Source organism: Serratia sp. JKS296, from assembly GCF_900215445.1.
In the GTDB taxonomy this organism is placed as follows: Bacteria; Pseudomonadota; Gammaproteobacteria; order Enterobacterales; family Enterobacteriaceae; genus Serratia; species Serratia marcescens.
In genome coordinates this window covers 4,882,148-4,899,415 of the sequence record NZ_OCMX01000001.1, presented here as the reverse complement: position 1 = coordinate 4,899,415, position 17,268 = coordinate 4,882,148, and the positions used below count along the sequence as shown (strand labels likewise).

The window sequence follows — 17,268 nt, the reverse complement described above, 5'->3', positions numbered from 1 at the left end:
CTATGCCGATACGTCTAAATTGAAAACCGAGCGACCATGAGCACTGAATCCCACCTTCTTTACAGTCAACTGCCCGCCATCGACCGTCTGCTGCGTGAACCCGCGATTGAACCGCTGGTGGCGCAGCATGGCCAGACGCTGATCGGTGAACTGTTGCGCCGGCTGCAGGCCCAGGCGCGCGACGCGATCAAGCAACAGCAACGCTTGCCGGCCTGGTGCGGCGACTGGCCGCAGGCGCTGCGGGCCGAGCTGGCCCGGCAGCAACGCCCGGCGTTATTGCCGGTGTTCAACCTCAGCGGCACCGTGCTGCACACCAATCTCGGGCGCGCCCTGCTGGCGCAGCCGGTGAAAGATGCGGTGAGCGCGGTGATGGGGGAGGCGGTGACGCTGGAGTACGATCTGGACGGCGCCGGGCGCGGCCATCGCGATCGGGCGGTGGCGGATCTGCTGTGCCGGCTGACCGGCGCGGAGGACGCCTGCATCGTCAATAACAACGCGGCGGCGGTGCTGCTGATGCTGGCGGCGATCGCCCCCGGCAAAGAGGTGGTGGTGTCGCGCGGCGAGCTGGTGGAAATCGGCGGCGCGTTCCGCATTCCCGACGTGATGCGCCAGGCCGGCTGTCAATTGGTTGAGGTCGGCACCACCAACCGCACCCATCTGAAGGATTACCGCCAGGCCATCAACGAGCAGACCGGCCTGTTGATGAAAGTGCACACCAGCAACTACAGCATTCAGGGCTTTACCGCGGCGGTCGACGAGGCTGAACTGGCGCAGCTCGGGGCCGAACAGGGCGTGCCGACCGCCACCGATCTGGGCAGCGGCTCGCTGATCGATATGGCGCAGTACGGCCTGCCCGCCGAACCGATGCCGCAGCGGTTGCTGGCTGCCGGCGTCGATCTGGTGACGTTCTCCGGCGATAAGCTGCTGGGCGGCCCGCAAGCCGGCATCATCGTCGGCAAAAAGGCGCTGATCGCCCGTTTGCAGCAGCATCCGCTCAAGCGCGCGCTGCGCGTCGGCAAGCTGACACTGGCGGCCCTGGAGGCCACGCTGCGGCTTTATTTGCAGCCGGAAAAACTGGCTGAGCAGCTGCCGACGCTGCGGCTGCTGACCCGCCCGCAGCACGAGATGCAACAGGCGGCCGAGCGGCTGCTGGCGGCGCTGACGCCGCGGTTCACCGCCGATTTCGAGCTGCGCGCCGAACCGTGCTGGTCGCAGATTGGCAGCGGTTCGCTGCCGGTGGATCGCCTGCCCAGCTATGCGCTGACCTTCACGCCGCGCGACGGCCGCGGCGCCACGCTGGAAGCGCTGGCGGAACGCTGGCGCCGCCTGCCGCAGCCGGTGATCGGTCGCCTCGGCGACGGCCGGCTGTGGCTGGATCTGCGCTGTCTGGAACAGGAAGGGGCGCTGATCGACGCGTTGAGCGCATCATGATCATCGCCACCGCCGGCCATGTCGATCATGGCAAAACCACTCTGCTGCAGGCGATCTCCGGGATCAACGCGGATCGCCTGCCGGAAGAAAAGCGCCGCGGCATGACCATCGATCTGGGCTACGCCTACTGGCCGCAGCCGGACGGCCGGGTGCTGGGCTTTATCGACGTGCCCGGCCACGAAAAATTCCTCGCCAATATGCTGGCGGGCGTCGGCGGCATTGACCATGCGCTGCTGGTGGTGGCCTGCGACGATGGTGTGATGGCGCAGACCCGCGAGCATCTGGCGATCCTGCGGCTGAGCGGGCGCCCGGCGCTGACGGTGGCGCTGACCAAGGCCGACCGGGTGGAGGCGGCGCGTGTCGATGAGGTGCGCGTTCAGGTGCGCGACGAGCTGGCGCGCCAGGGCTGGCCCGATGCGCCGCTGTTTGTCACCGCGGCGGCGGCGGGCGAGGGCATTGAGGCGCTGCGCGCGCATTTGCTGGCGCTGTCGCCCGGCGAGCATGCGCTGACGCGCCGTTTTCGTCTGGCGGTAGACCGTGCGTTCAGCGTCAAAGGGGCGGGGCTGGTGGTGACCGGCACCGCGCTCGGCGGCCGGGTGAAGGTGGGGGATACGCTGTGGCTGACCGGCGCCGACGCGCCGGTGCGGGTGCGCGGCCTGCATGCCCAGAATCAGACCGTGGAACAGGCGCAGGCCGGGCAGCGCATCGCGCTTAACATCAGCGGCGATGTCGATAAAGAGCGGATCGCGCGCGGCGATTGGCTGCTGGCGCAGCGTCCGCCCGAAGCGGCGGAACGCATTCTGGTGGCGCTGGAGACGGATCGGCCGATCCGCCATTGGCAGCCGCTGCATCTGCACCATGCCGCCAGCCACATCACCGGGCGCATTTCGTTGCTGAACGACGGGCTGGCGGAACTGATCCTCGATCGCCCGCTGTGGTTGGCACAGAACGATCGGCTGGTGCTGCGCGATATCGGCGCGCGGCAAACGCTGGGCGCGGCCCGGGTGCTCAGGCTGAATGCGCCCAAGCGCGGCAAGCGCCAGCCGGACTATCTGGCATGGCTGCAGGCTTTGGCGCAGGCGCAAGACGATGCGCAGGCGCTGGCGCTTGAGTTGCCGCATGGCGCGCTGTCGCTGGCGGCGTTCGCCTGGGCGCGACAATTGACGGACGATGGCCTGAACGAGCTGTTGGCGAACGGCGATCTGCTGATCGTCGGTGACCGGGCGCTGGCGCAGGATCAGGTGCAACAGGCGGAAAGCCGCCTGCTGCAGGTGCTGACGGACTATCACCAACAGCACGCCGATCAGCTGGGCTTAGGGCGCGCCCGCCTGCGGCGTATGGCTCTGCCTCAGCAGCCGGAGGCGTTGGTGTTTATGATGATCGATCGGTTGCTGAAGGCCGGCGCGCTGCGCAATACGCGCGGCTGGCTGCACCTGCCGGAACACGGCCTGGCGTTCAGCGCCGAAGAGGCGCCGCTGTGGGCGCGCATCGAACCGCTGTTCGGCGACGAGCCGTGGTGGGTGCGCGATTTGGCAAGCGAACTGGGCGAGGAAGAGAGCCGGGTGCGCGCGCTGCTGCGCAAGGCGGCCCAGTTGGGCCATGTGACGGCGGTGGTGGTGGATCGCTACTACCTCAGCCGACGCATCGATCAGTTCGCGGCGCTGATCCGCGAGCTGGATGCGGAGCGCGGTGGCGCCAACGCCGCCGATTTCCGCGATCGGCTCGGCGTCGGGCGCAAGCTGGCGATCCAGGTGCTGGAGTTCTTCGATCGCAGCGGCTTTACCCGCCGCAAGGGCAACGAGCATCTGCTGCGCGACGGCGGGTTGTTCGGCAACTGATTGCGTGTTTTTTGTTCTCTGATGGCGGTATAATCAGCTTTAATCACTTTGATTGATGTTGATTGTACTGAGGAGCAAGACGATGAATACGAAAGTCATCACCGCTCATGTGCCGCTGCCTTTGGCTGAAAAGGTGGATGAAATGGCCGCCAAACTTGAACGTTCACGGGGATGGATAGTGAAGCAAGCCCTCGCCGCCTGGCTTGAGCAAGAGGAAGAACGCCGTCGATTAACGCTGGCGGCGCTGGCCGATGTCGAACAGCAAAACGTTATCGATCATGAGTCGGTAGAAGCCTGGGCTGCCAGCCTGGACAGTGACGAGCCGCTGCCGGTACCGCGCTGATGGAATTAAAATGGACGAGTAAGGCGCTATCGGATTTGGCGCGTTTGTTTGAGTTTCTTGCCTTGGCTAACCGCACTGCGGCAGCGAATTCGGTGAAGGCCTTGGTCGCCGCGCCTAAAGCGTTGCTCGATAATCCTCGCCTGGGTGAAAGACTGGATGAGTTTTTACCGCAGGAAGTGAGGCGTATTCTGGTCGGCCGTTATGAGATACGTTACCAGGTGCAGTCGGCAACGATTTATGTTCTGCGTATTTGGCATACCCGCGAAGAGCGATAGGCCGAATTCCCCTACCCGATAAACCTGACGGCGGCCCGGCTGACGTCGGGCGTCTGGGCGGTGAGAAACGCCTGTAAACGTTCGATCAGCGGCCGTTTTGCCGATTCTTCCGGCCAAACCAGATAGTAACCGTCGCCGGTGCGCACGGCGACGTCACAAGGCAGCGCCAATAATCCCTCCTCAATCGTCCGCAGGCTCAGCGCCAGATCGCCGATCGAGACGCCGTGCCCGGCGATGGCCGCCGCGTTGCCCTGTTCCAGCGAATCAAATACCTGGCCGCGCGTGAGATCGATCGGGGCCGCGATGCCGCTTTTTTGCAGCCAGCGTCGCCAGTCGCGCCGATCGGGCGAAGGATGGATCAGCGGGCAGGTGGCGAGATCGCGCTGCGCGTCGGCGAGCAGCGCGGGGGCGCAAATTGGGATCAGCCATTCGTCGAACAGCTTGGCGGCGGCGGTATTGGCGCCGAAATGGCCGTTGCCGAGCAGGATGGCGCAGTCGTAGGGTTCGCTGAAAAAATCCACGCTGTCGATGTCCATCCACACGCTGGCTGCCTGCACCTCGAACGCCTGCGCCGTTTGCCGGAATCGGCTCAGGCAGTCCAGCAGCCAGCGTAGGGTCAGGGTGGAGGGCGCCTTCATCCGCAGCAGATCGCGGTGGCTTCTGAACAGCTCGCAGGCTTGTTCGATGCGGCCAAACCCTTGCTGCAGCTCGGCGGCGAAGATTTTCCCCTGCGGCGTGACCTCGATACGCGGGCCGTTGCGCTGGAACAGCCGACAGCCGAAGTGCTGCTCCAGCGTTTTGATGTGCTTGCTGACGGCGCTGGGGGTGAGATGCAGCTCGTCGGCGGCCAGCGTGAACGAGCCGGTGCGGGCGGCGCTCTCGAAGGCGCGCAGAGCGTAAAGCGGCGGAAGGGAACTGGCCATCGCGGCGTCTCTAAGAATGAGTCTGGCTCACAGTAAACGACAGGATTACTCCTTTTTCAAGGCGGGGGCTACGGCATCATAATGATCCGACGCCAACCGCCTGAATGTGAGTGAAATAAAGATGAACCTGTCGTTGCTGGCGGCGTATTTCGCCGCCATTTTCTTGCTGATCGCCACGCCAGGGCCGGTGGTGATGATGGTCGCCAACACCGCGGCGCGCTTTGGCGCCCGGCGCGCGCTGTTGACCGCGCTGGGAAGCAATGGGGCCTCTTTGTTGCTGATCGGTATTGCCGCGCTGGTTGTCACCGGGCTGTTCGCGGTGGATATGCGCTTGCTGCAGTGGATAGGCCTGCTGGGCTGCCTGTTTATCGGCCGCATGGCGATCGCCTCGCTGTATGAGGATTTATCCGCACGAACCCCCGATGCGCAGCCCGTTGCACCGTCGCAAAAACGCTCGGCGATCGCGTACGGTTTTCTGGTAGGCATCGCCAATCCCAAGGACATCATCTTCTTCGTCGCCTTTTTTCCGCAGTTTATCGCCGTCACCCCTTCGGTCGGCGCCAGCCTGACGCTGCTGACCGCGCTGTGGGTGCTGGCGGATTTCGCCATCTTGCTGGCCTATATCACCCTGCTGTCGGGAACGGCGCTACAGCGCGCGCGGCGGGCGATCTCTGTCCTGTCGGCGTTGCTGCTGTTGGGGGTGGCGGTAGTGGGAGCGGGGTATGCGCTGTGGGAGCTGCTCGACTGAGGCCGCATAAAAAAACGCCGGTCGGGAAACCGGACCGGCGTTTTATCGTCGCGTTTACACCGCGCCGGTCGGCTGCGGTGTGGGGTCGCCGTTGCGGCGTTTGCCGAGGAACAGCGCCACCAGCGTCAGCCAGCACAGGCCGCTGATGAGGTTGAACAGGTTGAACAGCCCGCTGCCGCCCCAGACGTAGGCGACCTTGGCTAGCTCGATGCCGACGGTGAACACCATCATGCTCAGCATGCCCATAGTGGCCGACACCGTGCCTTTGCTGACATTGCTGGAGAACAGCGTCAGGCGGTACAGCCCGGCGTTGGCGAGGCCGATGCCGAAAGCGTACAGGCTCAGGCCGGCGGTCATCCACAGGTAGGCGTGGCTGGAGAACTGGGTCGCCAGCGCGGCGATCAGCAGCCCCAGCAGCATCGGGCCCGCGCCCAGCTTGATCAGGCGCTCCACGCTGTTTTTGCCGGTCAGGCGCGCCAGCGTCAGGTTGCCGAGGATCAGCGCGCCGAACACCGGGATTTGCAGCAGGCCGTAATCCAGCGCCGACAGCGACTCACCGCTGATCAGGATCACCGGCGACTGGGCGATCCAGGCCAGCAGCGGCAGGCTGGCGAAACCGATCGCCAGGGCGCCGCACAGGAAGCGGCGGTTGCCCAACACCTGGCGGTAGTCGCGCCATAGGTTGGCGGCGGAAAACGCCTCGCCCTGCAGCGTGGCGGTTTCCGGCATGGCTTTCCACAGGCCGTAGAAGGCGATGGCCGCCAGCGCCGCAAACAGCACGAACATGCTTTGCCACGGCGCGACGTGGATCAGCGCCGCGCCGGCCAGTGGCCCCAGCAGCGGGGCGATCAGCGCCACGTTGGCCATCAGGGCGGTGATCTTGATGCACACCGCCTCCTCGAACGACTCCTGGATCGTGGCGTAGCCGACCGCGCCGATAAAGCACAGGCCGATGCCCTGCAGGAAACGCATGGCGATAAACTGCTCGATGGTGGTGACCAGCAGGATAGCCAGGCAGGAGACGATAAAGAACGCCACCCCGGCCAGCATCACCGGACGACGGCCGCGGCGATCCGACAGCGGCCCGAGCAGCCACTGCAGGAAGATGCCGCCGGCCAGATAGGCGGTCATCGAGGTAGGCACCCACTCTTCGCCGGCGTTGAAATCCGCCACGACGGCCAGCATGCCCGGCTGAATCATATCGTTGCCGATATAGGTGGCGAACTCGAACAGCACCAGACAAAGAGGGAATAAAAGCGCCTGTCGGCCCAAACGTGCCGCAGGTGGTAATGTCGTTTTCATATTATTGTACTGATAGTAAAAGAGAAAAAGGAACTGCCAGGGCGGGAAGCGCAAACTGAGCGAGTTGTGGCGGCTATTTTGCCGCCAATTGTTCACCTTCGCAATCATAAGGTGTTGTTTAAGTGCATTCTGATATTTCGCTTTTGGGTTGTCGCCGAACGCCGTGCCCGATAACCTCTTCTTAACATATCAATATGACACAAGATCGGGCGAGCGTTTGAGCGAGAAAATCGGCTGGATAGACAACCTGCGGGCGATGGCGTGCATGATGGTGGTGATGATCCACGCCACCACCTATTACGTCACCAACGGCGCGGCGATAGGGCTGCACAACTGGGATATCGCCAACGTGCTGAACTCGCTGTCGCGCGTGTCGGTGCCGCTGTTCTTTATGATTTCCGGCTACCTGTTCTTCGGCGAAAAGAGCGCCGGCCGGCGGCATTTCACCCGCATCGCCTGCTGCATTCTGTTCTACAGCGCCATCGCGCTGATCTACATCGCGGCCTTCACCAAGATCGGTTTCTGGCCGTCGCTGCGCGGCATTTTGCAAAAGCCGGTGTTCTATCATCTGTGGTTTTTCTACGCCATAGCAGTGATTTACCTGCTGTCGCCGCTGATCAGCGTCAAACCGGTGTCGCGCCGCTACCTGGCCGCCGCGCTGGTGGTGTTGGCGGCGATCGCCAACCCGAATACCGACAAGCTGACTTTCGGCAACGCGCATCTGCTGCCGGTTAACCTGTATATCTACGGCGATACCTTCTACTACCTGCTGTATGCGTTGGCCGGGCGGGCGATTGGCATGATGGAGACGCGCGGGCGCGCCGTGGGCTGGCTGGCGGCGTTGGGATTTGCGCTGTGCGTGGCGCTGATCGCGCGCGGCACCAAACATCAGCTGTTCATCAACGGCAACTTCGCCGATACCTACTACATCTACAGCGGCCCGCTGGTGTTTATGGCGGCAGTGGCGCTGCTGGTGTGGGTGAAACACTGTCTGCCGCAGCCGATCGGCTGGCTGAGCGCGTTTTCCCGCCATTCGCTGGCGATTTACGGTTTTCACGCCCTGATCGTCAACGTGATGCGCAATCGGCACCTGGATTTCACCGGCCACCCGCTGCTGGATATCTTCTGGGTGTTCGGCGTGGCGCTGGGGCTCAGCCTGCTGCTGTCTGTCGGCCTGCAGCGGCTGGATACCCGCCGGCTGGTGTCATAGCGGCGAGCGCTGGCGCTGCTGGGCGCGGCGCAGCTGCCGCCCGGAGGAAAAACCGGCCGCCAGCGCGGCCTTCTCCAAGCCATATCCTTGCTGCAGGCGCTGTTGCGCCACCGCCAACCGCAGCTGTTCATGATATTCCCGTACGCTGATGCCGACGTGGCTGCGAAACAGCCGCGCCAGATGGCGGCTGCTGACGTGCGCCTTCTCCGCTATCTGCGGCACCGACCAGTCGGCCTCCGGCTCGGCGGCCATCACGTCCTGCGCGCGGTGCACCGCCGGGTGCAGGTGGTTGCGGTAACGCAGCCAGGGCGACAGCTGCGGATCGTCGCCGGCGCGGCGGAAATAGACCACCATGTCGCGGGCGACGTCGCGCGCCCGGCCGGAGCCGCAGTGGCGGTGGACCAGGTGCAGCGCCAAATCGATGCCGGTGGTGATGCCCGCGCTGGTGTAGACGCCGCGGTCTTCAACGAAGATGCGGTTCTCTTTCACCTGCGCCGCCGGCGCCTGCCGGCGGATACGCTCGATAACGTCGTGGTGGGTGGTGCACTGATAGCCGTCGAGCAACCCGGCCTGCGCCGCCAGCAGCGCGCCGGAACAGATGCACACCAGGGTGATGCGCTGCCGCTGCAGATCGGGCCGCAGCGTCGCCAGCCAGCGACGCGCCTGCTCGGCCTCTTCCCCGGCGAAATAGCGCTGCGAATCGCCGACCCCCGGCAGCACCAGGATAGCGCCGTCGTCCAGGCGTTCGGGCAACGGCTGCAGGCCGCTCAGCGTCATGCCGATGGAACAGACGATCTGCGGCGCCGGGCTGAGATAACGCAGGCTGAACTGCCCGGCGAGGCGCAGGGTTTCCGCCGGGCCGCTGACGTCCAGCGACAGCACGTTGGGCAACAGCAGAAAATAGACGGCCTGCGACATGATTACTCCTGTGCGAGTTGCGCCAGCGCCTCATCCACGCTGGCGATGCGGGCGAAACGATCGACCAGTACGGTTTCAGTATGCCGCTTCAACTGCGCGGGGGTAAAGACTTCGCCGTCGGGATGGCGCATCGGGAAGGTCAGCGTCGCCTCGGTGACGAAAGTCACCCGATAACCGAGATCGGACGCCACCCGGGTGGTGGTTTCGCAGCACTGTTCGGTGCGGATGCCGGAGACGATCAGGTGGGTGATGTCCCGCTCGCGCAGCCAGGCGTCGAGGCCGGATTCGGTCAGCGCATTGTGCACATGCTTATGCACGGTGACATCCGCCTGGTGGGTGAGGAACGGCAGGCGCTGCACGTGGCCTGAAGCCAGTGAGAACGGCCCCTGCGGCGAGACGTGCAGCACGTCGACCAGCGCCGCGCCGCGTTGTCGGCAGCCCGCGATCAGGCGGGTCAGAGCCTGTTGAAACGCCGGCAGATCGTCCTCCTGCCAGAATGGACGGTGCTGGAATGATTGCTGGACATCGATGATCAATAACGCGCTCTGTGACATTTTCGGCCCTCCGCCAGTGTGTGTAGCGACCATCTTGCGCCGCACCTTACTCGGACAGAAGGCCAAAAACGGCCATCATGATGACAACAGCGGACCGACCTTAGGCTTTGCTCACCTGACCGGCCACCAGGCGCCCCCGATGGAAGGTGGCGCTGCGCGCCGGCAGACGGGCGACCGCCTCGGCGGAACAGCTGGCGTTGACCAGCACGAACTCGGCGGCGTCGCCGGCTTTCGGCCAGGCGCGCTGCCCCTTATCGTCCAGCGGCAGCACGCCGCCGGTGGAGATGGCCATGGCGCGCGACAGGTGATACTCGTCGGAGCCGCGGTACAGCTGGGCGTACAGGTTGGCCTTCTCCAGGATGTCGCCGGTGCCGAACGGCGACCAGTGATCGATTACGCTGTCGGTGCCGGTCATCACGAACACCCCTTTCTCGCTGAGCTGCGGCAACGGCATCATCAGGCCGCCGATCGGCACCGTGGAGGCGATGGTGATCTGCTGCGCCGCCAGCCGGGTGGCGGTTTCCGCCAGTTCGCCCGGCGTCAGCGTGGTCAGGGCGAAAGCGTGGCTGATGGTGACCTTGCCGCGCAGCGCCGGGTTTTTCTCCACGGTGGCGATCATGTAGTTGATGGCGGCGACCCCGGCCGGGCTGGTTTCATGCAGGTGGATATCCACGCCTTTGCCGGTATCGAGGGCGATCTGGAACATGGCGTCGAGCGATTTCTCCATCGCGCCGTCGACGTTGGTCGGATCCAGCCCGCCGACGTACTGCACGCCCATCTGCATCGCTTCGCGCATCAGCGCGTCGACCCTGGAGTGCAACAGGCCGTGCTGCGGGAAGGCGACGATTTCACAGCTGAAGTCCGCCCGGTGGTTTTCCAGCGCGCGCTGCAGGTGCTCCAGGCTTTTCAGGCCGCTGACCGGATCGATATTGCAGTGGCTGCGCGCCACGGTGCTGCCTTTGGACTGCAGCAGGGCAATCAGGTTTTCCGCCCGCTGCTGCGAGGTGGGCAGCAGTTTCGGGATCAGCGTCTGCTCCAGCGCGATCATGTCCATGATGGTTTTGCCCTGGCGCGGGCGCGGCGCCTGCCACGGGCCGCTGTAGAAGGTTTTGTCCAGGTGGATGTGCATATCGCGGAACGCCGGCAGCAGCAGCTGGCCCTGCGCCTTATAGCGGGGCACGCCGGCGGGCAACGCGGCGTTGGCGGCGTGAATGGCGGCGATCTTGCCGTCTTTGATCTCCAGGGTGTACAGCGCGGTGCGGGTGCCGATCACCGTTTCGCCGTCGTATTCAAAGCCGTCTTCCAGCCGCACCTCACTCAGGCAGTAGTGGCGATCGGTCAGGGTCATCGGCGTTGGCGCACACGGCTCGCCGCCAGGCGAAGCGGCCTGCGCCATGCCGCCTGTCAGGCCGATCACCGCGCAGGCGGTGGTGAGTTTGCCGGTTTGGCTGAGGAAGGCTCTGCGGCCCGGTTGCTGAGGGTTTTCCACGTTCGGTTCCTTAATCCAGAGGTGAGGGGTGAAAACATCCTCCAATTTAGGAGAGGAACCGGCCGGTTGGCAGCGACATTTGCCACTGGTGACTATTCGATTTGGTAATGACCGGCGTGCGCCGGGGCAAGGATTTTCCTGGCTTGCTCTTTCGTAGCTTTAATGGCTACATTTGTAGCCATTAAAGCTACATGAGGTTAGCGTTATGCACGATCCGATGCTCGAGTTGCTGTTCAGCGAATACCGTAGAAAAGTGCTAAGCCTGCTGTTTATTGAAGCCGGGCGTGCGTTTCATGTGCGAGAAATTGCGCGGCGCACCGCAACTCAGGCCGGCACTTTACATAAAGAGTTGAGCAGGTTGGCGGAGAGCGGCATCTTGCTCAGGCAGCGGCAGGGCAACCAAATTTGCTATCAGGCCAACGCCGATTGCCTGATTTTCCCTGAGCTGGCGGCGATTTTCCGCAAGGTTTGCGGGCCGGCGGAGTGCTTAAGGCAGACATTGGCAGCGTTTGGCGAAGCTATTGAACGCGCTTTTATTTTTGGTTCTGTCGCCAGTGGCAAAGCGACGGCGGCCAGTGATATCGATGTTCTGATTGTCGGCAAACTGTCTTTTGCGGAGGTGATTCAGGCGGTTTACCCGCTGCAGGCAACGCTGGGTCGGGAAATTAACCCCAAACTGTACTCGCCAGAAGAGTGGCGAGCGGCTTTGGCCGAGAACTCCGCGTTTATACAGGACATTATGCAGAAACCCCAACTTTGGATTGCGGGAGACAAGGATGACGCTGGACAATCTGGTCGGGCTGGGACTGGAGGTGATAACGCCTGACGCGGGGGCGATTAAAAAATTGCTGGCCGCCGCCGCTCGCAATCGACGCGATGCGGGTATCACTCAGCTCAGCAATGAGAGCCGTTTCGACACGGCATATAAAGCGGTCATGCAAATGGCGAATGCCGCTTTGCAAGCCAAAGGATACCGCACGCTGACCAGCAAACCCGGCCATCACCAGATCATGATCCAATCGTTGCCGCTCACCGTAGGGCTGCCGCAAGAGGAAATGATCTGCCTGGATGCATTGCGAAAACAGCGCAACGTGGCGGATTATTCCGGCGACTTGGTGACGGACGCGGCGGTACAGGCTTGCCTTGAGCAGACAGAAGCGCTGTGGGTACGGATTATCGACTGGCTGCAGCACGAACATCCGCAGATAGTGGCGTAAGCTGCCTTACTTCAGCCCGCAAAACACCGTTAGCCGCTGGGCCAGCGCCAGCGTGGCGGCAGGGGCGCCGTCGCGGTAGTAGAGCGCCAGTTCGAAGCTGTCTATCGGCGGCAATCCTTCGGCTCCGCCCAGCACCCGGTGCGTCGGCAAACGGCAGCCGGCCGGCAGCAGGGTGACGCCCAGCCCGGCGGCCGAAGCGGCGGTCAGCGCCGCCAGGCTGGCGCTGCTGTAGCCGATGCGCCAGCGTTTGCCGAGGTTGTCGAGCGCCTGGCACAGCTCGTCGCGGTACAGGCCGTTCAGTGGAAATACCGCCAGCGGCACCGGCGATTGCTCGATGGCCGGGAAGGCCAGGCTGTCCAGCCACAGCAGCGGTTCCGGCCGCGCGGCGCGCGGCGGTTGCCGGCGGCGCTGTTTCACCAGGATCAGATCCAGCTCTTCACGCGCGTAGGCGCTGTGCAGATCGGCGCTCAGGCCGCTGGCGACGTCCAGCCGCAGGTGCGGGTGCTCGCGGCTGAAGTCGGCCAGCAGTTCGGTGGTGGGCACGGCGAAATCCTCCGGCATGCCGATCCGCAGCACGCCGTCGCGCCAGATGCCGGTCAGCGCGTCATGGGCTTCTTCATTCAGCGCGATAATGCGGCGCGCGTAGCTCAACAGCTTGACGCCTTCTTCGGTCAGCAGCACCTGGTGCGAGGAACGCTCAAACAGCGGCTTGCCCAGCATCTCTTCCAGCCGGCGCACCTGCTGGCTGACGGTGGACTGCGACAAAAACACCCGCTCTGCGGCGCGGGTGAAGCTGTTGCTGTCGCACACGGCGACGAAGCTGAGCAGCAGCTGCGGATTGAACATCGGGTAGCGATTCATTTTCCCACTGTTGGCTATTTTATTATTTAATTTCCCAATACTAGCGGCGTTGCCTACAGTAACGCAACGCTGCGGCGATCGCGCTGTGACGCCGCACTCTTCATTTCGCAGTACCAGGAATATGCCGTGTTAAATCATTCTGTTAATTCACCTTCCCCGCGCCGCTGGCTCAACCCTCTGTTGCTGGCGCTGGTGTTGATCGGCCTGAACATGCGGCCGCTGTTGACCTCGATCGGCCCGTTGCTGCCGACGCTGCGTCAGGCCACCGGGCTGAGCTTTGGCGGCGCGGCGCTGCTGACCACGCTGCCGGTGCTGATGATGGGGCTGATGGCGCTGGCGGGCGGCGCCATCAATCGGCTGTTCAGCGAACGCAGCGCCGTGACGTTGAGCCTGCTGGCGATCGGGCTGGGCGCGCTTTGGCGCGAACTGGCCCCCGGCAGCGCGCAACTGCTGATGAGCGCGGTGCTGGGCGGGCTCGGCATCGGGGTGATCCAGGCGGTGATGCCCGGCATCATCAAGCATCACTTCCTGAAAAGCATGGCGCTGGTGGCCGGGCTGTGGTCGGCGGCGCTGATGGGCGGCGGCGGGCTGGGGGCGGCGATCACCCCGTGGCTGATGAGCGCGGGGCACGACTGGCACAGCGCGCTGGCCTGGTGGGCGTTGCCGGCCCTGGTGGCGCTAGTGGCCTGGTGGCCGGTCAGTCGGGGGCTGTCTCGCCTGGGCGCGGCGGGAGAACACCGCGGCCCAAGCCTGCTGCGCAACCGGCGCGCCTGGCTGCTCGGCGCCTATTTCGGCCTGATCAACGGCGGCTATACCAGCCTGATCGCCTGGCTGCCGCCGTATTACATGCAGCTTGGCTGGCAGCCGCAGGCCAGCGGTTCGCTGCTGGCGCTGATGACCTTCGGCCAGGTATTGGGCGCGTTGCTGCTGCCGGCGCTGGCGCGCAATCATGACCGGCGGCCGCTGCTGTTGCTGGCGCTGATGATGCAGCTGATCGGCTTTATCGGCCTGATTTATCTGCCGCAGACGTTGCCGTGGCTGTGGGTGTTGCTTTCCGGGCTGGGGCTGGGCGGCGCGTTCCCGCTTTGCCTGGTTCTGGCGCTCGATCACCTGCACCAGCCGGCGGCGGCAGGGCGGCTGGTGGCCTTCATGCAGGGCGTCGGCTTCCTGCTGGCGGGCGTCACGCCTTACCTTTCCGGCCTACTGCGCGATTACAGCGGCGGCTTCGTGCTGGACTGGCAGATCCACGCGCTGCTGGTGGTGGTGCTGATCGCCATCACCTGGCGCTTCCACCCGCACAGCTATCGGCGGGCGTTCGCCGAATAATATTTCTGTCATTGCCGCTCCCTATAGTGACGTTGCTTTTACTTCTGGGCGATAACAACGAAAAGGAACAATGACATGCACAACACCAAAACCCGGCTGGCGCTGCTGGTCGGCTGCATGGCGCTGAGCGCCAACCTGTGGGCCGAGGCGCAGCCGGTGCAGGCGACGCTGGCGGGGCATGCGCTGCTGCCGGTGAAATCCGCCGTTTCCACACCGAAGGATGCGCCGAGCGATTTGCAGCAGAGCGGCAAATACACCAGCGGCAAACGCGTCACCGAGCTGGGCAGCGTGGCGGGCAAATCCGCCGATCGCCTGACCGGCATCGGCCTGCCGATCAACGGCCAACCGCTGCAGGGCCACTCCGGCATCAAACATATGCCCGACGGCACCTACTGGGTGCTGACCGACAACGGTTTCGGCAGCAAGGCCAACTCCCCGGACGCCATGCTGTACCTCAACCACTACAAAATCGATTTCAAAGACGGCACGGTCGCGCCGCTGAAGACGGTGTTCCTGCACGATCCGGATAAAAAGGTGCCGTTCCACATCATCAACGAGAGCACTGAGCAGCGCTATCTGACCGGCAGCGATTTCGATCCGGAAAGCTTCCAGTTTGCCGATGATGCCTTGTGGATCGGTGAAGAGTTCGGGCCTTACCTGATCAAGGCCGACCTGAACGGCAAGGTGCTGGCGGTGTTCGACACCCAGGTGGACGGCAAGGTGGTGAAATCGCCGGACAACCCGACGCTGACCCTGCCGGGCGCGCCGGACGGCAAGCAAAACTTCCAGGTGGCGCGTTCCAAAGGCTTTGAAGGCATGGCCGCCTCGCCGGACGGCAGCAAGCTGTACCCGCTGCTGGAAGGGGCGCTGTGGGATGGCGAACAGTTCGAGAACGTCGGCGGCAAACGCTACCTGCGGGTGCTGGAGTTCGACGTCAAACAGCAGGCCTGGACCGGCCGCAGCTGGCAGTACGTGCTGGAAGACAACCAGAACGCCATCGGCGATTTCAACATGATCGACGCCACCCACGGGCTGGTGATTGAGCGCGACAACGGCGAAGGCACGCCGGATAAAGCCTGCGCCGCCGGCGCGCCAACCGACAACTGCTTCAGCCAGGTGGCCAAGTTCAAGCGGGTGTATAAAATCGCCTTCTCGGACGCCAACGTCGGCAAACCGGTCGAAAAACTGGGCTATATCGACCTAATGAACATTCAGGATCCGAACAAGCTGGCGCGCAAGCCGCTGAACGACGGCGTGCTGACCTTCCCGTTCTTCACCATCGAGAACGTGGACGTGGTGGACGCCAACCACATCATCGTCGGCAACGACAACAACTTCCCGTTCTCCTCCAGCCGCCAGCCCAATATGGCGGATGACAACGAGTTCATCCTGCTGGACGTGAAGGATTTCCTGAAGTAGCGCTCCCCGGCCGCCGAATCGCCGGCGGCCGCCATTTCCCGCTTAGCGCAGCGAACAAACTGCGCTATAATCAGCGCCTTGCTTCCCTCTTCTCCAAGGAAGATCCTCGTCCCCGGTGGGGCGGCCGGACTTCAAATCCGGTTGGGGCCGCCAGCGGTCCTGGGCAGGTTCGACTCCTGTGATCTTCCGCCAAATTACTGTTTCCCTCACTTTCTTAAATTCAACAAAATCCTATCCAAGCGAGTCAGGTTGCAGACATTTTTTGGAAAATAACTGTTGTTCGAGTAATGAGCTTTGATGTGGTTCTCTGGCATACTGAGCGAATTACAGCGTTGTCAGTCAGATTAAAGCGGAGGAGACATGGCAAACAAGCACTTAACCCAATCACCGGTAGGTGAGTTTGTTATGTTTGCCAGCGATGATGGCGAAGTGCGCGTTGAATGTCGATTTGAGCAAGAAACGCGAGCGACCATCGCGTTTCTTTATCAAGTGACTCCCCAGGCGATTACGCAACATATCAAAGCGATCTGCGAAGAAGCTGAACTTGAACAAAACGCAACCTGTAAGTCTTACTTACAGGTTCAATAGAAGGGGAAACGCCAGATAAGTCGCAATATTTAAGCTAAGCGGTTATGTGATATAGTAATATGCTCTTTCTTGTTGTTTGATGATGTAGTTCCTTACTTTTCTCTTAAGGGAAAGAGTAAGAAAAATACTGATTATTAACCAGAAAAGAATGATTTCTATGATGGTCAATATTGGGTATATAATTATCTTGTCTTTTTTTACTTCATCTATGTATTTATTTAGTTCAACTTGGTTTTTCTCATCATTAAATATTTCGCAAATCAATGATGACAACTCTGGAGAGATGTTTTTTATTCTTTTTAGTTGATTGTTATTTCCAAGGCATTGTTTTTTGTCAATAGACCAAGGGTGACGGGAAAACAAAGATGATTCCTTGGCGGAATGGTTGGTGATAAAGAAGCTTTCATTTGTTGTTTTTAACGTTAAAAGAGTCCACCCATTTTGAATGCGTAATGTTTGTATGTGCATGTGAAACACAAATAAAAGCCCAATGGTCACTGAAAAAATAATAAAACCAGACAGTATTTTATCAATGAGTGTGTTCTGGGGTGTTTTTTTTAGAGGAATAGATATGGAGAACAATCTAATTGTCCAGTTGGGGATACCTGCTTTACTCAAGTATTCAGATTCGCCGTTTAATGGTTTGTTTAAATATTTAAGTGTTATCATTCCTGTTGCGAATATACTTCCTAATACTCCAAGGATGCTTGAAAATATTTCAATGGTTGACTTGAAACTTTCGTCAGTAAATAATTCAGTGATAGATAGTGCGTTACTCATGTTGTTTCCTCATTGTGACTGTTACGCTTTGTTGATTTTTTATTAT

At 61.9% G+C, this 17,268-nt stretch carries 17 protein-coding genes, 1 tRNA gene and 1 pseudogene; 12 read left to right on the top strand and 7 right to left on the bottom strand.

Translation table 11 applies throughout. From position 1 onward, the window contains the following. Positions 1–36 precede the first annotated feature (36 nt). From selA to CRO23_RS23420, 4 genes are all read left to right on the top strand, one after another. Positions 37–1,431 carry an L-seryl-tRNA(Sec) selenium transferase gene (gene selA / locus CRO23_RS23435; RefSeq protein ID WP_097103031.1) on the top strand — a complete coding sequence of 465 codons (1,395 nt, stop codon included), beginning with the start codon at positions 37–39 and terminating at the stop codon, positions 1,429–1,431. After that, a complete protein-coding gene (gene selB / locus CRO23_RS23430) occupies positions 1,428–3,269 on the top strand; it encodes a selenocysteine-specific translation elongation factor (protein ID WP_097103029.1) in 1,842 nt (613 codons plus the stop codon). Before selA ends, selB begins: the two co-directional genes overlap by 4 nt. A gap of 82 nt (positions 3,270–3,351) precedes the next feature. Continuing rightward, the gene (locus CRO23_RS23425) at positions 3,352–3,612 is read left to right on the top strand and encodes a CopG family ribbon-helix-helix protein (RefSeq protein WP_033639076.1); all 261 of its coding nucleotides are present in this window, start codon (positions 3,352–3,354) and stop codon (positions 3,610–3,612) included. Beyond that, positions 3,612–3,887 carry a type II toxin-antitoxin system RelE/ParE family toxin gene (locus CRO23_RS23420; protein ID WP_097103027.1) on the top strand — a complete coding sequence of 92 codons (276 nt, stop codon included), beginning with the start codon at positions 3,612–3,614 and terminating at the stop codon, positions 3,885–3,887. Before CRO23_RS23425 ends, CRO23_RS23420 begins: the two co-directional genes overlap by 1 nt. A gap of 11 nt (positions 3,888–3,898) precedes the next feature. Here CRO23_RS23420 and CRO23_RS23415 read toward each other — a convergent pair whose 3' ends face one another. Beyond that, positions 3,899–4,810, bottom strand: coding sequence for a LysR family transcriptional regulator (locus CRO23_RS23415; protein ID WP_089196388.1), 912 nt, complete (start codon positions 4,808–4,810; stop codon positions 3,899–3,901). Between the two features lie 121 nt (positions 4,811–4,931). Here CRO23_RS23415 and CRO23_RS23410 point away from each other — a divergent pair, with 121 nt between their 5' ends. Next, positions 4,932–5,558, top strand: a complete 627-nt coding sequence (locus tag CRO23_RS23410; protein WP_097103025.1) for a LysE family translocator — start codon at positions 4,932–4,934, stop codon at positions 5,556–5,558. Positions 5,559–5,612: 54 nt separating this feature from the next. Here the strand turns inward: CRO23_RS23410 and CRO23_RS23405 are convergent, their stop codons facing one another. Beyond that, positions 5,613–6,860, bottom strand: coding sequence for an MFS transporter (locus CRO23_RS23405; RefSeq protein ID WP_097103152.1), 1,248 nt, complete (start codon positions 6,858–6,860; stop codon positions 5,613–5,615). Between the two features lie 217 nt (positions 6,861–7,077). On the opposite strand from CRO23_RS23405, the gene CRO23_RS23400 reads away from it, so the two are divergent. Continuing rightward, positions 7,078–8,070 (top strand): acyltransferase, encoded by a 993-nt coding sequence (locus CRO23_RS23400; protein WP_049299610.1) that lies wholly within the window; start codon positions 7,078–7,080, stop codon positions 8,068–8,070. Here the strand turns inward: CRO23_RS23400 and CRO23_RS23395 are convergent. The 3 genes from CRO23_RS23395 to CRO23_RS23385 form a co-directional block, all read right to left on the bottom strand. Beyond that, entirely contained in the window at positions 8,065–8,988 is a 924-nt protein-coding gene (locus CRO23_RS23395) for a GlxA family transcriptional regulator (protein WP_049299609.1), read from the bottom strand. The genes CRO23_RS23400 and CRO23_RS23395 overlap by 6 nt on opposite strands. A 2-nt stretch (positions 8,989–8,990) precedes the next feature. Then, on the bottom strand, positions 8,991–9,542 hold the full coding sequence (locus CRO23_RS23390; protein ID WP_016929556.1) for a cysteine hydrolase family protein: 552 nt from the start codon (positions 9,540–9,542) through the stop codon (positions 8,991–8,993). 100 nt (positions 9,543–9,642) lie between these two features. Next, complete coding sequence (locus tag CRO23_RS23385; protein WP_097103023.1) at positions 9,643–11,031, bottom strand: amidohydrolase family protein; 1,389 nt, start codon at positions 11,029–11,031, stop codon at positions 9,643–9,645. A 205-nt stretch (positions 11,032–11,236) separates the two neighbouring features. Here CRO23_RS23385 and CRO23_RS23380 point away from each other — a divergent pair, with 205 nt between their 5' ends. Next, on the top strand, positions 11,237–11,857 hold the full coding sequence (locus CRO23_RS23380) for a nucleotidyltransferase domain-containing protein (protein ID WP_016929554.1): 621 nt from the start codon (positions 11,237–11,239) through the stop codon (positions 11,855–11,857). Beyond that, positions 11,808–12,248, top strand: a complete 441-nt coding sequence (locus tag CRO23_RS23375; RefSeq protein ID WP_097103021.1) for a DNA-binding protein — start codon at positions 11,808–11,810, stop codon at positions 12,246–12,248. Before CRO23_RS23380 ends, CRO23_RS23375 begins: the two co-directional genes overlap by 50 nt. Positions 12,249–12,254: 6 nt before the next feature. Here CRO23_RS23375 and CRO23_RS23370 read toward each other — a convergent pair whose 3' ends face one another. Continuing rightward, positions 12,255–13,109: a LysR family transcriptional regulator gene (locus tag CRO23_RS23370; RefSeq protein WP_033639068.1), complete on the bottom strand. Its 855-nt coding sequence runs from the start codon at positions 13,107–13,109 to the stop codon at positions 12,255–12,257. 126 nt (positions 13,110–13,235) lie between these two features. Between CRO23_RS23370 and CRO23_RS23365 the strand changes: the two genes are divergently transcribed. The 4 genes and pseudogenes from CRO23_RS23365 to CRO23_RS23355 form a co-directional block, all read left to right on the top strand. Continuing rightward, positions 13,236–14,435 carry a cyanate transporter gene (locus tag CRO23_RS23365; RefSeq protein WP_097103018.1) on the top strand — a complete coding sequence of 400 codons (1,200 nt, stop codon included), beginning with the start codon at positions 13,236–13,238 and terminating at the stop codon, positions 14,433–14,435. Between the two features lie 75 nt (positions 14,436–14,510). Further along, complete coding sequence (locus tag CRO23_RS23360) at positions 14,511–15,854, top strand: esterase-like activity of phytase family protein (protein WP_079450373.1); 1,344 nt, start codon at positions 14,511–14,513, stop codon at positions 15,852–15,854. A gap of 97 nt (positions 15,855–15,951) precedes the next feature. Then, a tRNA-Sec gene (locus CRO23_RS25140) sits at positions 15,952–16,046 on the top strand. Positions 16,047–16,214: 168 nt separating this feature from the next. Beyond that, a pseudogene (locus tag CRO23_RS23355) lies at positions 16,215–16,439 on the top strand (hydroxyacid dehydrogenase); the annotation flags it as partial. 45 nt (positions 16,440–16,484) lie between these two features. Here the strand turns inward: CRO23_RS23355 and CRO23_RS24980 are convergent. Next, positions 16,485–17,222 (bottom strand): DUF6216 family protein, encoded by a 738-nt coding sequence (locus CRO23_RS24980; RefSeq protein ID WP_015376218.1) that lies wholly within the window; start codon positions 17,220–17,222, stop codon positions 16,485–16,487. Between the last annotated feature and the right edge of the window lie 46 nt (positions 17,223–17,268).